Origin of the sequence: Pseudomonas sp. IT-P4 (genome assembly GCF_949767755.1) — a bacterium.
Classification (GTDB): Bacteria; Pseudomonadota; Gammaproteobacteria; order Pseudomonadales; family Pseudomonadaceae; genus Aquipseudomonas; species Aquipseudomonas monachiensis.
Genome location: NZ_CATKPX010000034.1, coordinates 408,128 through 421,756 on the forward strand (window position 1 = coordinate 408,128; position 13,629 = coordinate 421,756).

The following is a 13,629-nucleotide window of genomic DNA, read 5'->3' on the forward strand; positions in this document are numbered from 1 at the left end:
GGCGGTGTTTTCACCGCCGCCATCGCGAGCTTGCTCGCGATGGCGTCAGACCAGTCAGCGAAGATCCGAATAACAAAATGTGTCCCTCTGAGATAACACCCTTGAGCATTCAACCCAGCACTTATTCTCCCGATATCGCGGTGCCGACCGACAATCGTGTGTTCGGCGGTCGCGACCTGTTTTCCCTGTGGTTCTCCCTCGGCATCGGCCTGATGGTGTTGCAGACCGGCGCATTGCTCGCGCCAGGCCTGGGCCTGTCCGGTTCGTTGCTGGCGATTTTCCTCGGCACCCTGGTCGGCGTTTTGCTGCTGGCCGCGGTTGGCGTGATTGGCAGTGACACTGGCCTGTCGTCGATGGCCGCGCTCAAGCTCAGCCTCGGCGCCAAAGGCGCGAGCCTGCCGGCGGTGCTGAACCTGCTGCAATTGATCGGCTGGGGTTCGTTCGAAATCATCGTCATGCGCGACGCCGCCAGTCTGTTGGGCGCAAAGGCGTTCAGCGACGGTAGCTGGCTGTCCAATCCGATAATGTGGACGCTGTTCTTCGGTGCGCTGGCGACCCTGTTGGCTGTCAGCGGCCCGTTGACGTTCGTCCGGCAGATCCTGCGCAAATGGGGCATCTGGCTGCTGCTGGCCGCGTGCACCTGGTTGACCTGGAACCTGTTCGCCAAGGCTGATCTGGCCGCATTGTGGGCCCAGGCCGGTGACGGTTCGATGCCGTTCGCTGTGGGTTTCGACATCGCCATTGCCATGCCGCTGTCGTGGTTGCCGCTGATCGCCGACTACTCGCGCTTCGGCAAGCGGGCGAAAAACGTCTTCGGTGGCACCGCCATCGGTTTCTTCATCGGTAATTTCTGGCTGATGAGCCTGGGCGTGGCCTATACCCTGGCGTTCGCGCCGAGCGGTGAAGTCAATGCCTTGCTGCTGGCGCTGGCCGGTGCCGGCCTGGGGATTCCACTGCTGCTGATTCTTCTGGATGAATCGGAAAACGCCTTTGCCGATATTCACTCGGCGGCGGTGTCCAGCGGGATTCTGTTGCGCGCCAAGGTCGAGCACCTGGCCCTGGCCATCGGCGTTATCTGCACGCTGATTGCCCTGCTGGCGCCGTTAGCCCAGTACCAGAACTTCCTGCTGCTGATCGGCTCGGTGTTTGCGCCGTTGTTCGGCGTGGTGCTGGTTGACCACTTCATCCTGCGCAAGCGCAGCGCCCAGGTGGCCTCGGCCGCACTGCGCTGGCCGGCGCTGCTTGCCTGGCTGGGCGGGGTCAGCACCTATCACTTGTTGGCCAACCTGTATCCGGATATCGGCGCGACCCTGCCGGCACTGGTCGTGGCAGGGTTGCTCCAGCTAGTGCTGGGCCGGGCCTTCAGTTACGGCCGGGAAACAGCTCGGGCTTGATGATGCCGTTCAGGCGAGGGTAGGGGATCTTCAGTTCGACATGGCCCAGCGCGTAAGGCGCGATGGTGCTGGTTTCGTACTTGAGGATCACCCCGCCGTAGGTCAGCGCCACGTTCTGGGTTTTCTGGAACGGCCAGCTCTTCACGAACTCCGGTTCCTGATCGAGCTTGGTGCTGATCAGCCAGCTGTTGTGTGCCACTTGCGCGGCTTTCCAGAATGCGTCTTCCTGCCCTGGCACCAGCATGTCCGACAGTGTCAGCACTTTATGCTGTTGGCGTGAATAGTTGATGAAACCTCGACCTGGGGTGCCGTGGGCGCCGCCGGTGTCCAGGTAGCTGGACAATTCGACGATCACCAAGCCGTCATGCTGCTCACGTACCTTTGCCTGCAGATAGCTGCTGAAGCGCGGGCCGGCGGTGCGCAAAAACTCTTCGCGATAGGCCGCCAGGGTCGGGGCAACCGGCGCGTCGGGCGAGGTGCGGGTCATTTGCAGCAGGCGCTTTTCGATGATCCCGTCCAGCGCAGGCTCGTCCGGGAAGTGCAGGGTGTCGATGTTGACCAGCGGGCAATCCGGATTGCTGCAACCGGGCTTGAGTTGCTCGGAGGCGTCGCGGGTGGTCTCCAGCGGCGTCCGGTAGTTGGGCTGGAACAGGCTCGCGCAAGCGCCCAGGGTCAGGGCGATAGCGGCCACGGAGGCGATTTTGAAAAGCGACATGAGCGTCCTTTCTGAAACAGGGGAAGGCAAAAAGTTACCGGCTTCGACTCTCAACAAAGCAGTCAGTTCGCCACTAAGCTAATTAGAGTGGGTTTCGCCCTCACCGTCCATCCCGCTGACAGGAAAGGGGCTGCATCAAACGTCACGGGCGCGTTAGGATGGCGCGAAGTCGAGGCCCAGGAAAAAAGCACCTCGAACAGGACTTGCAGTAAAAGAGGATAGTCATGACGGATTTTGCCAACGCCATTCCGACCGCCGTTGATATCGTGCGGCGCGAAAAGTGCTACGAGGGCTTCTACAAACTCGAACGCGTGCACTTGCGCCACGAATTGTTCGCCGGGGGCATGAGCCGCGAGATCAATCGCGAAGTGTTCGTTCGCCATGACGCAGTGTGCATGCTGCCTTACGATCCGCAGCGCGATGAAGTGGTGCTGATCGAGCAGTTTCGCGTCGGCGCCATGGACAAGACCGACAACCCGTGGCTGATCGAACTGGTCGCTGGTCTGATCGACAAGGATGAAGTGCCGGAAGCAGTTGCTCACCGCGAGGCGCAGGAGGAAGCTGGGCTTGAAATCGGGGCGCTCTGGCCGATCACCAAATACTTTCCATCGCCGGGCGGCAGCAACGAATTCGTGCATCTGTACCTGGGGCGTTGCGACACTACCGGGGTTGGCGGCCTGCATGGGCTGGAGGAAGAGGCAGAAGACATCCGCGTCACGGTCTGGGCTTTCGAAGATGCCCTGCAAGCCGTGCGCGACGGGCGTATTGCCAACGCGGCGAGCATCATTGCCTTGCAATGGCTGGCTTTGAACCGCGTTGAAGTGAGGGGGTTATGGTCGTAAACAAGCTGCGCGATCGCTATCGGGTGGACCTGGTGGGGCTGCAAGCGTCCTGCGAGGCGAACTACGCGCGCTTGATGCGACTGCTGCCGGACATGCGCAGCGAGCCCGCCGCGCGGCGCATCGCCGTGACCCATGGCGATCAGATGCTCGGTGTGCTGGCCCTGGAAGTCCTGCTGACCTGTCCTTACACCACGACCCTGCAAGTGCGTCAGGAGCACAGCCTGCCCTGGCTGCCGGTGCCGCAACTGGAAGTGCAGGTCTATCACGACGCGCGCATGGCCGAAGTGGTCAGCGCCGAACATGCACGACGCTTTCGCGGCATCTATCCTTACCCGAATGCCTCGATGCACCAGCCGGACGAAAAGGCCCAGCTGAACATGTTTCTGGGCGAATGGCTGAGCCATTGCCTGGCGCTGGGGCATGAGTACGAAGTCGTACGTTAGTTGTGAAGCGCAGTTGTGAACTGCGTCAGGTTCACAGATTTCCTCTTTCGATCGTCCCCCAGCATAATTGCGGCACTTACCCATCCCCGTGATCACGCCCTGGGAGAACGCCTTGCCGAGCGTATCCACATTGACCACCGCCGATCCGGCGTTGCTGGTGCAACTCTCCGACAGCCACCTGTTTGCCGAAGCGGACGGCGCGTTGCTGGGCATGAACACCCGCGACAGCCTGCAAAAGGTCATCGAGCTGGTGCGCGCGCAACAGCCACGGATTGACTTGATCCTGGCCACGGGTGATCTGTCCCAGGACGGGACGCTGGAGTCTTACCAACAATTTCGCGACATGACGCGTCAGCTCGATGCACCGGCGCGCTGGATTCCCGGCAATCACGACGAGCCACGGATCATGGCCGAGGCGGCGGTGCAGAGCGCTTTGCTGGAACCTGTGGTGGATATCGGCAACTGGCGGGTCACCTTGCTCGATTCGGCGGTGCCAGGCTCGGTGCCGGGATATTTGCAGGATGAACAGCTGCAGTTGCTCGCCCGCTCGTTGAGCGAAGCGCCGGAACGTCATCATCTGGTGTGCTTGCACCATCACCCGGTTTCGATTGGTTGCGCCTGGATGGAGCCTATCGGTCTGCGCAATCCCGAGGCGTTTTTTGAAGTGCTGGATCGTTTTCCACAGGTGCGTGCCGTGCTGTGGGGGCATGTGCACCAGGAAATCGATCAATTACGTAACGGCGTACGTCTGATCGCTTCGCCGTCGACCTGCATCCAGTTCGAACCCGGCAGCGAGGATTTCAAGGTCGGGGAACAGGCGCCGGGCTATCGCTGGCTGTGGTTGCTTCCCGACGGGCGGCTGGAAACCGGGGTGGAGCGGGTGACCGGGTTTGATTTCACTGTGGATTACGGTTCCAGCGGTTACTGATTTTTCATTTTTTCTGGAAAACCTAGTTGCGCCCTTCGCGAGCAAGCCCGCTCCCACAGGGGGGGCTTGTGACCGACGCAGGCCCAGTGTGGGTGCGGGCTTGCTCGCGAAGGCGTCTACACAGACGCCGTGATTTCCGCGGATATCCCCGATTCCCCCAGGTCCCTGTAAACTCCGACTCTTTAGCCGACGCACAGGGAGCTCAAATGTCCGGTTCGATCCTTTATATCCACGGCTTCAACAGCTCGCCGTTGTCGAAGAAGGCCTGTCAGTTGGTCGAGGTGATGGAGCGTCTGGGCCTGAGCGAACACTTGCGCGTTCCGGCGTTGCACCACCATCCGCGTCAGGCTATCGAGCAGCTGGAACAGGCGATTGCCGAGCTGGGGCGGCCACTGCTGGTCGGCAGCTCGCTCGGCGGCTACTATGCCACTCACCTGGCCGAGCGCCTTGGCTTGAAAGCCCTGTTGATCAACCCTGCCGTCAGCCCGCACCGGATGTTCGACGGCTTTCTGGGGACGCAGAAAAACCTGTATACCGAAGAGACCTGGGAAATGACCCACGACCACGTGACGGCCCTGGCCGAACTGGAAGTGCCGGCGCCCCAGGATCCACAGCGTTATCAGGTATGGTTGCAGACAGCTGACGAAACACTGGACTATCGCCTCGCCCAGCAGTATTACCGGGCATGCGCCTTGCGTATCCAGGCGGGCGGCGATCACGGTTTCCAGGGTTTTGCCACGCAACTGCCGGCCATGTTGAGTTTTGCCGGCATTGGCGCCGATTTGTATCAGGCAATCGATTTCACCGCATTGTGAGCGATAGCCCCATGAATTCTTTTTTCACCGAACACTGACGACGAGACCCCATGGCCACTCCCAGCGCTAGCTCTTATAACGCAGACGCCATCGAAGTCCTCTCGGGCCTCGACCCGGTGCGCAAACGCCCCGGCATGTACACCGACACCAGTCGGCCGAACCACCTTGCCCAGGAAGTCATCGACAACAGTGTCGACGAAGCCTTGGCCGGGCATGCCTCATCGGTGCAGGTGATCCTGCATGCCGACCATTCCCTGGAAGTCAGCGACGACGGCCGTGGCATGCCGGTGGACATTCACCCCGAGGAAGGTGTTTCGGGTGTCGAGCTGATCCTCACCAAGCTGCATGCCGGTGGCAAGTTTTCCAACAAGAACTACCAGTTCTCCGGCGGTCTGCACGGGGTGGGTATTTCCGTGGTCAACGCCTTGTCCACCGAAGTGCGGGTGCGGGTAAAGCGTGACGGCAACGAATACCAGATGACCTTCAAGGATGGCTACAAGGCCACCGAGCTGGAAATCGTCGGTACGGTCGGCAAGCGCAACACCGGCACCAGCGTGTTCTTTGCGCCGGATCCGAAATACTTCGACTCCCCGAAATTCTCCATCAGCCGCCTCAAGCATGTGCTCAAGGCCAAGGCCGTGTTGTGCCCGGGGTTGCTGGTCAGCTTTGAAGACAAGGCCACCGGCGAGAAAATCGAATGGCATTACGAAGACGGCCTGCGTTCCTACCTGGTGGATGCGGTCAGCGAATTCGAGCGCCTGCCGGACGAGCCGTTCTGCGGCAGCCTGGCGGGTAATAAAGAAGCGGTGGATTGGGCGCTGTTGTGGCTGCCCGAAGGTGGCGACGCGGTCCAGGAAAGCTACGTCAACCTGATCCCGACGGCCCAGGGCGGTACCCACGTCAACGGCTTGCGCCAAGGTCTGCTCGACGCCATGCGTGAGTTCTGCGAGTTCCGCAGCCTGTTGCCGCGCGGGGTGAAGCTGGCGCCGGAAGACGTCTGGGAGCGCATCGCCTTCGTGCTGTCGATGAAGATGCAGGAACCGCAATTCTCCGGCCAGACCAAGGAGCGCCTGTCGTCCCGTGAAGCGGCGGCGTTCGTCTCCGGTGTGGTCAAGGATGCGTTCAGCCTGTGGCTCAATGCCAACCCGGAAACCGGCATGCTGCTGGCGGAACTGGCGATCAACAATGCCGGCCGTCGCCTCAAGGCCAGCAAGAAGGTCGAGCGCAAACGCATTACCCAAGGCCCGGCGCTGCCGGGCAAGCTGGCCGACTGTGCCGGGCAGGACCCGATGCGTTCCGAGCTGTTCCTGGTGGAAGGTGATTCCGCCGGCGGTTCCGCCAAGCAGGCACGGGACAAGGAATTCCAGGCGATCCTGCCGTTGCGGGGCAAGATCCTCAACACCTGGGAAGTCGACGGCAGCGAAGTGCTGGCCAGCCAGGAAGTGCACAACATCGCCGTGGCCATCGGCGTCGACCCGGGCGCGGCGGACATGAGCCAGCTGCGCTACGGCAAGATCTGCATCCTCGCCGACGCCGACTCCGACGGTCTGCACATCGCGACCTTGCTCTGCGCCTTGTTCGTCCAGCATTTCCGCCCGTTGGTGGATGCCGGTCACGTCTATGTCGCGATGCCGCCGTTGTACCGCATCGACCTGGGCAAAGAGATCTACTACGCCCTCGATGAAGCCGAACGCGATGGCATCCTCGATCGCCTGGTGGCCGAGAAGAAGCGCGGCAAGCCGCAGGTCACCCGATTCAAGGGGCTGGGCGAAATGAACCCGCCACAGCTGCGCGAAACCACCATGGACCCGAACACCCGGCGCCTGGTGCAGTTGACCCTGGAAGATTTCGAGGCCACCTCGGAAATGATGGATATGCTGCTGGCGAAGAAACGCGCCGGTGACCGCAAGACCTGGCTGGAGTCCAAGGGCAACCTGGCCGAGGTGCTGGGCTGATGCGTCTGGGCTTTGCCCTGGCCTGTGGGTTGCTGCTGACGTCGATTACGGTATCCGCCGAGCCGGCGTCACAGCTGCGCGTGTTGTCCGGGCATGTCATCGACGGCATGCGCGGCGGCAACCTGTCCGGGCTGGCGCAGTGCGGCAATGACCTGTGGGCGGTTTCCGACCGCGACGATGGCCAGATCTACCGCCTCGATACCCGCGAATCCGTGTGGCAGGCACAAACTGTGCACATCGACGTACCGACGGTGCCGGACAGCGGTTTGCCCTGGGGGCTGAAGTCTCGCGTCTGGGGGGCTTCGTTCGTGCGTGGCGGCGATCTGGACTTCGAAGGCATCACCTGTGACAGCGCCGGCAATCGCTACATCGTCAGCGAAGGCCATGCCGCTGTCTTGCAAGTGCCGCCAACGGGGCCTGCCACCTGGCTTAAAATTTCGCCGATGATGGTTCGCGAGGCACGGGCCAGAGGCCTGCTGTTGCAATTCAATGCGCTGTTCGAAGGGCTGGTGATCAATCCGGCGGGGGATCGGATGTGGCTCGCCGCCGAGCGTCAAGGCCGGGGGTTACTGATGATCAAGCGCCAGCAGACGTTGTGGGATTGCGACGGTGGTTGCGTGCTGCTGAGCGAGGCGGGCATGGAAATGCAGCCCGAGCAGTTTCCCCGTGCCAAGCCTGTCCCGCGGGATTTTTCTGACCTGTCGCTGTTCAACGGCAAGCTGTTCACCCTTGACCGCAATGCCTTCCAGATCTGTCGCCGGGATGCGCAGACGGCCAAGGTCGAGCGCTGCTGGTCGTACGCCGCCGAGTTGTTGGAGGAGAGCCGTCGTTATTCACAGAACTACGGGCTGGAAGAAGCGTTGATCGTGGATGCCGATGGCGCCTGGATCGGTGTCGACAATAACTTCGGCGCGCGCGCCGATGGTGAAGTCCGCCCGGTGGTCTGGCGTTTCGCCGCACCGGAAGGTGGCTGGAGTGCCAGGCCATGAGACAACAAAGCCCGGGGCAGCGTATCGGCCGGGTGTTCATGGTGCTGGCCTGGTGTGCGGCGCTGTTTCTGGCCACGCGGTTTTTCGCCCAGTGGGAAGCGCGTCAGCAAAATCCGAATGTGGTGGTCAGTTCGGAGCAGGGCGAAGGTTTCATCGAGGTGAAACTGGTGAGCAATGTGCAGGGGCATTTCGTCGCCAGCGGCCAGATCAACGGCCAGCCGGTGGACTTCATGCTCGATACCGGGGCGACCGATGTGTCGATTCCGGCGGGCCTGGCCAAGCGCTTGAAGCTCGAAGAAGGATTCGGCGTGACCCTGAGCACGGCCAACGGCCTGAGCCAGGGCTATCGCACCCGTATCGAGCGCCTGCAACTGGGCGACATCGTGCTACGGGATGTACGCGCACTGGTGGCCCCGGGGCTGCACGGCGATCAGGTGTTGCTCGGCATGAGCGCACTGAACAAACTTGAATTTACCCAGCGCGGTGGCACCATGCTGCTGCGCCAGACAACGAACCGATGAGGCCCGCATGAGCGACTCCCTTGATCTCAGCCTGGACGGTGTAGAACGCCGGTCACTGGCTGACTTCACCGAAAATGCCTACCTCAACTACTCCATGTACGTGATCATGGACCGTGCCTTGCCGCATATCGGCGACGGTCTGAAACCGGTACAGCGCCGCATTATTTATGCGATGAGCGAGTTGGGGCTGGACGCCGATTCCAAGCACAAGAAATCGGCGCGTACCGTCGGTGACGTGCTCGGTAAGTTCCACCCCCACGGCGACTCGGCCTGCTACGAAGCCATGGTGCTGATGGCCCAGCCGTTCAGCTATCGATACACGCTGGTCGACGGCCAGGGCAACTGGGGTGCGCCGGATGATCCCAAGTCCTTCGCCGCCATGCGTTACACCGAAGCGCGGCTGTCGCGTTATTCCGAAGTGCTGCTCAGCGAGCTGGGCCAGGGCACGGCGGACTGGGGCCCGAACTTCGACGGTACCCTCGACGAACCGCTGGTGTTGCCGGCACGTTTGCCGAATATCCTGCTCAACGGCACCACCGGTATCGCCGTGGGCATGGCCACCGACGTTCCGCCGCACAACCTGCGGGAAGTCGCCACGGCGTGCGTGCGTTTGCTCGACGAGCCCAAGGCCACGGTCGAACAGCTCTGTGAACACATCCAGGGCCCGGACTACCCGACCGAAGCGGAAATCATCACCCCGCGCGCCGACCTGCTGAAAATCTACGAAACCGGTCGCGGTTCGGTGCGCATGCGCGCCGTGTATCACATCGAAGACGGCGACATCATCGTCACCGCGCTGCCACATCAGGTCTCGGGCGCCAAGGTGCTTGAGCAGATCGCCGCGATGATGCAGGCCAAGCCGTCCAAGGCACCGCAAATCGCCGACCTGCGTGACGAATCCGACCACGAAAACCCGTGCCGGATCGTGATCATTCCGGGCGCGCGAAAAAACTTCGACCACGATGCCCTGATGCAGCACCTGTTCGCCAGCACCGAGCTGGAGTCGAGCTACCGGGTCAACATCAATATCATCGGCCTGGACGGTAAGCCGCAGCTGAAGAACCTGCGGGCGCTGCTGGTCGAATGGCTGGAGTTCCGGGTGCAGACCGTGCGTCGTCGCCTGCAATTCCGCCTCGACAAGGTCGAGCGTCGCCTGCACCTGTTGGACGGTTTGTTGATTGCCTACCTCAACCTGGATGAAGTGATCCACATCATCCGTACCGAGGAACACCCGAAAGCCGCGCTGATCGAACGTTTCGCCCTCAGCGAAATCCAGGCTGACTACATCCTCGACACCCGTCTGCGTCAGTTGGCGCGACTGGAAGAGATGAAGCTGCGTGCCGAGCAGGATGAACTGCTCAAGGAACAAGCCAAGCTGCAAGCCCTGCTCAGCAGCGAAACCAAGTTGAAAAAACTGGTGCGCAGCGAGCTGATCAAGGACGCTGAAACCTACGGCGATGACCGTCGGTCGCCTATCGTCGAGCGCGCCGAAGCCAAGGCCCTGACCGAGCACGATCTGCTGCCGAACGAGAAAGTGACGGTGGTGCTGTCGGAAAAAGGCTGGATTCGCTCCGCCAAAGGCCACGAAATCGACGCCACCGGGCTTTCCTACAAGGCCGGGGACGGTTTCAAGGCTCTGGCAGCCGGGCGCTCCAACCAGTTTGCCGTGTTTATCGACTCCACCGGCCGCAGTTATTCGGTGGCCGCCCACACCTTGCCGTCGGCTCGTGGCCAGGGCGAACCGCTGACCGGTCGCCTGACGCCGCCGCCAGGGGCGAGTTTCGAATGCGTGTTGATGCCCGAAGACGACGCGTTGTACGTGATTGCCTCCGACGCCGGCTACGGTTTCGTGGTCAAGGGTGAAGACCTGCAAGCCAAGAACAAGGCGGGCAAGGCCCTGTTGAGCCTGCCGAACAACGCCAAGGTCATGCTGCCGCGCCCTGTGGCCGATCGTGAGCAGAACTGGCTGGCGTCGGTGACGACCGAAGGTCGCCTGCTGATATTCAAGATCAGCGACCTGCCACAATTAGGTAAGGGCAAAGGCAACAAGATCATCGGGATCCCCGGTGAACGAGTGGCCAGTCGTGAAGAGTATGTGACGGACATCGCCGTATTGCCGGACGGTGCAACACTGGTGTTGCAGGCCGGGAAACGTACCTTGTCACTGAAAGCGGACGATCTCGAACACTACAAGGGTGAACGTGGTCGTCGTGGCAATAAGTTGCCGCGGGGCTTCCAGCGGGTAGATGCGCTACTCGTCGAAAGCCCGGTCAACTGAGCGCTACTGCGTTCAGTTGACCGAAGAACGCGAGTTTGAGGCGCCGATCTACGATTTAACCCGTAGTTCGGCGCTTTGCGCTGGAGTCGGAACGCATATTCACGGATGATATGGCCTTTCAAGCGCCGGCATTGCCGCGCGTTCTTCATATTTATTGAGTATTTTCACTGTGGTCAGCCTTTTTGCGACCACCTGGATGGGACGATGACTGCTCTGCGCCTTCCTTTTATTCTTTTGCTCGCCGGCGTTCTTGGCCTGGCGGGTTGCAGCGTTCACCAACCGGTGTCGTTGTATCAGCTGGACGCGGGTAGTCCGGTTCAGCCCGCACAGAACGCGGGCATGGCGGTATTGTTGGGGCCTGTGACCGTGGCCGACTACCTGCAACGCGAAACCCTGTTGCAGCGCCAGCCCGATGGCAGCCTGCAAGCCTCGACCGACGGTCGTTGGGCTGGCAGCCTTTCGTCGGATATCGATCAACTGCTACTGCGTCAGGTCGCAGGTCGCCTGGACAGCCAGCGCGTAGTGCTGGCCCCGGCAACACTGGGCTTTACACCGGACGTCCAGGTCCTGCTGACTATCACGCGCCTGGATTCGGGTGAAAAACAGCCGGCGATCCTCGACGCGCAATGGCGCCTGATCGACCGTCGCGGGCAGGTCCGCGACAACCGCATCATCCATTTGCAGGAACAGCATGCCGGTACCACGGCGGCTCAGGTCCAGGCACAGGGCGTGTTGTTGCAACGCCTGGCCGAGCAATTGTCGGTGGCGCTCAAGCCCCTGGCCAATCAGCCGCCGATCGCCGAAGCCCCGCGCAAGCCGGCAGCCAAGGCGCCAGCACCTGCGGTAGAACAGGAAAAGCAGCCGAAGATCCCGATGGCCGCGCCGATTCGTACGGATATGGAAGTGTTCCGCTTCTAAGGCTGGATGGATTTGAAACAAAGCCCGCATAGATGCGGGCTTTGTTGTTTCTGCAGGATGGAGATATCTGGCGTCAGTTCCGGCCTCTTCGCGGGCAAGCCCGCGAAGAGGCCGGAGCAGGCCACAAAAAAGCCCGCAGACGATCGCTCATCTGCGGGCTTGCAGGCTTAAAGGCTAAAAGATCGCAGCCTTCGGCAGCTCCTACGCTCGGCGCTCGTGCATCCGCGCCAATTGCCGCTCCAGCATCGATGGATACGGCTCCATCAACCGCTCCACGCAGCAAGCCCCCTCAGGGCTGGCAATCGGGCGGATCCGTGCGCGCTGGCGGATCAACGCGTCGTCACTGATCTTGCGCTCCACCAGCAGCAGGTTGCGGCTGTGTTGCGACAGGGCCAGGGCGTCCTGGGCGGGATCGGTCAGCAGCAGGTCGATCTGGCTCAGGCCGAACAGTTCGTCGCCCAGGGTCAGGCCCAGTTGCAATTGCAGGGTGATGCCACTGTCCGCGACTTCGATCTGCAACTGGTGGCCCAGGGCCCGCAGCAGTTCGCCACAGCAGATGGCGTTGGTCAGGTAATCGTCGCCGCTGTCTTCTGTGTGGAACAGCATCAACGTGCTGCCATCGTTCAAGGTCTCTACTTCGCCCTGATACAGCGAGGCGGCCTGGTCGAGGCAATCGCGATAGCGTTCGAGCAGTTCTTCAAGACGTGCCCGCGGCAGGCGACGCAGTTGCTCCTGGGAGCCCAGTTGCACCGCCAGCACCGCGCTGTGTTGCGGCACGTTCGGCGTGGGCTTGCGAACCACCGGTTGTGGGGCGCTGTCGAGCGACTCGTCGCGCAGATCGGCGAACGGGTCTTCATCATCGTCGTCTTCGACGGTGCTGACGATCTGCCGTGGCGCTGGTTTGAGCGCCGCTACCGGACGGCTCTCGTCGAAACTCGGGTCGCGCAGGTTACGGACTTCGAAGGCCGGGTCGGCCTCGTCATCCATGTCGTCGAATTCCGGCTCCGGTTCCGGCACAGGGGCGGGCTCCGGGGCGAAGTTGGCGTGCAGTTGGCGCGCCAGGTCGCCGATTTCGTCCTGGCGGTCGGTGGCCGGGGTGTATTCGTCGATATTGCGCAGCCATACCCGCAATTGCAGCAGTGGCGTTGAGAGATAACGCCCCATGCGCAGGCTCAGGGCCAGGGACAAAGCCAGCAGGATGGCGCTCAGAATGCCCATGCTTTGCAGGCTGATGGTCATCGGCTGCTGGAACTGGTCCATGTCCAGGCTGATGCGCAATTGCCCGGCAGTCACGTCCTGGAAGGTGATCTTGCTCTGGTACATGCCCTCGGCTTCGCCCAGCAGGCTATGCTTGGGACGCTGGCCGGATTCGGCGAGGATGCGGTTGTCCGGGCTGTAGATGGCGGCGTGGGCCACCAGCTTGTTCTTGGTCAGGTTATTGAGCAGCACATTGAGGCTGAGGATGTCATTGGACACCAACAGCTCGGTGGCCGAGGTGGCCGTCTGCGTGGTCAGGCTTTCGCCCAGCGCATCCGCCTGCTCGTGCATGGCCTGCTTGAACTGCAGGCCCATCACACCGGCATAGATGACCAGGGCCAGGGCGACCAGGATCACGTTATGGCTGGCGATGCGCAATGCAATCGGTACACGGCGGTGACGCAGTGCCCGGAAGATCAGCAGGAAGAAGTTGTCGGTTTTTACTGGCGTAGGCCGGTTCACTTGAGCTCGGCTCTTTTGTCCGTGGAGTTGACGCGCAGTATAGCGACAGGCCCTAGACCGTCAAAGCGCTCACGGTGCCCGATGGTCACTGAAAGTGGGTAGAATGCGGTTT

The 13,629-nt window shown here is 61.7% G+C and carries 12 protein-coding genes; 10 read left to right on the plus strand and 2 right to left on the minus strand.

The window, feature by feature from the left end:
* Nucleotides 1–101 precede the first annotated feature (101 nt).
* Nucleotides 102–1,394, plus strand: coding sequence for a putative hydroxymethylpyrimidine transporter CytX (cytX, locus tag ACM6IT_RS15165; RefSeq protein WP_414914211.1), 1,293 nt, complete (start codon nucleotides 102–104; stop codon nucleotides 1,392–1,394).
* Here the strand turns inward: cytX and ACM6IT_RS15170 are convergent.
* Nucleotides 1,363–2,109 carry an RsiV family protein gene (locus ACM6IT_RS15170; RefSeq protein ID WP_102669298.1) on the minus strand — a complete coding sequence of 249 codons (747 nt, stop codon included), beginning with the start codon at nucleotides 2,107–2,109 and terminating at the stop codon, nucleotides 1,363–1,365. The two genes, cytX and ACM6IT_RS15170, sit on opposite strands and share 32 nt — an antisense overlap.
* A 224-nt stretch (nucleotides 2,110–2,333) precedes the next feature.
* On the opposite strand from ACM6IT_RS15170, the gene ACM6IT_RS15175 reads away from it, so the two are divergent.
* The 9 genes from ACM6IT_RS15175 (at nucleotide 2,334) to ACM6IT_RS15215 (ending at nucleotide 11,798) form a co-directional block, all read left to right on the plus strand.
* Nucleotides 2,334–2,951: an NUDIX domain-containing protein gene (locus tag ACM6IT_RS15175; RefSeq protein WP_056725510.1), complete on the plus strand. Its 618-nt coding sequence runs from the start codon at nucleotides 2,334–2,336 to the stop codon at nucleotides 2,949–2,951.
* Nucleotides 2,942–3,394 (plus strand): DUF1249 domain-containing protein, encoded by a 453-nt coding sequence (locus ACM6IT_RS15180; protein ID WP_007977461.1) that lies wholly within the window; start codon nucleotides 2,942–2,944, stop codon nucleotides 3,392–3,394. Before ACM6IT_RS15175 ends, ACM6IT_RS15180 begins: the two co-directional genes overlap by 10 nt.
* Nucleotides 3,395–3,506: 112 nt before the next feature.
* Nucleotides 3,507–4,322 carry a 3',5'-cyclic-AMP phosphodiesterase gene (cpdA, locus tag ACM6IT_RS15185; protein WP_414918263.1) on the plus strand — a complete coding sequence of 272 codons (816 nt, stop codon included), beginning with the start codon at nucleotides 3,507–3,509 and terminating at the stop codon, nucleotides 4,320–4,322.
* Nucleotides 4,323–4,528: 206 nt separating this feature from the next.
* The gene (locus ACM6IT_RS15190) at nucleotides 4,529–5,137 is read left to right on the plus strand and encodes a YqiA/YcfP family alpha/beta fold hydrolase (protein WP_056725505.1); all 609 of its coding nucleotides are present in this window, start codon (nucleotides 4,529–4,531) and stop codon (nucleotides 5,135–5,137) included.
* A gap of 50 nt (nucleotides 5,138–5,187) precedes the next feature.
* Nucleotides 5,188–7,092, plus strand: coding sequence for a DNA topoisomerase IV subunit B (gene parE, locus ACM6IT_RS15195; RefSeq protein WP_414914214.1), 1,905 nt, complete (start codon nucleotides 5,188–5,190; stop codon nucleotides 7,090–7,092).
* Nucleotides 7,092–8,081: an esterase-like activity of phytase family protein gene (locus tag ACM6IT_RS15200; protein WP_414918264.1), complete on the plus strand. Its 990-nt coding sequence runs from the start codon at nucleotides 7,092–7,094 to the stop codon at nucleotides 8,079–8,081. Before parE ends, ACM6IT_RS15200 begins: the two co-directional genes overlap by 1 nt.
* Complete coding sequence (locus ACM6IT_RS15205) at nucleotides 8,078–8,602, plus strand: TIGR02281 family clan AA aspartic protease (protein WP_056725499.1); 525 nt, start codon at nucleotides 8,078–8,080, stop codon at nucleotides 8,600–8,602. The genes ACM6IT_RS15200 and ACM6IT_RS15205 overlap by 4 nt, the downstream gene beginning before the upstream one ends.
* 7 nt (nucleotides 8,603–8,609) lie before the next feature.
* Nucleotides 8,610–10,880 (plus strand): DNA topoisomerase IV subunit A, encoded by a 2,271-nt coding sequence (gene parC, locus ACM6IT_RS15210; RefSeq protein WP_095943185.1) that lies wholly within the window; start codon nucleotides 8,610–8,612, stop codon nucleotides 10,878–10,880.
* Between the two features lie 204 nt (nucleotides 10,881–11,084).
* Nucleotides 11,085–11,798: a membrane integrity-associated transporter subunit PqiC gene (locus tag ACM6IT_RS15215; protein ID WP_056725495.1), complete on the plus strand. Its 714-nt coding sequence runs from the start codon at nucleotides 11,085–11,087 to the stop codon at nucleotides 11,796–11,798.
* A 201-nt stretch (nucleotides 11,799–11,999) separates the two neighbouring features.
* On the opposite strand, the gene ACM6IT_RS15220 is transcribed toward ACM6IT_RS15215, so the two are convergent.
* On the minus strand, nucleotides 12,000–13,517 hold the full coding sequence (locus ACM6IT_RS15220) for an AhpA/YtjB family protein (RefSeq protein WP_414918265.1): 1,518 nt from the start codon (nucleotides 13,515–13,517) through the stop codon (nucleotides 12,000–12,002).
* Nucleotides 13,518–13,629: the final 112 nt, after the last annotated feature.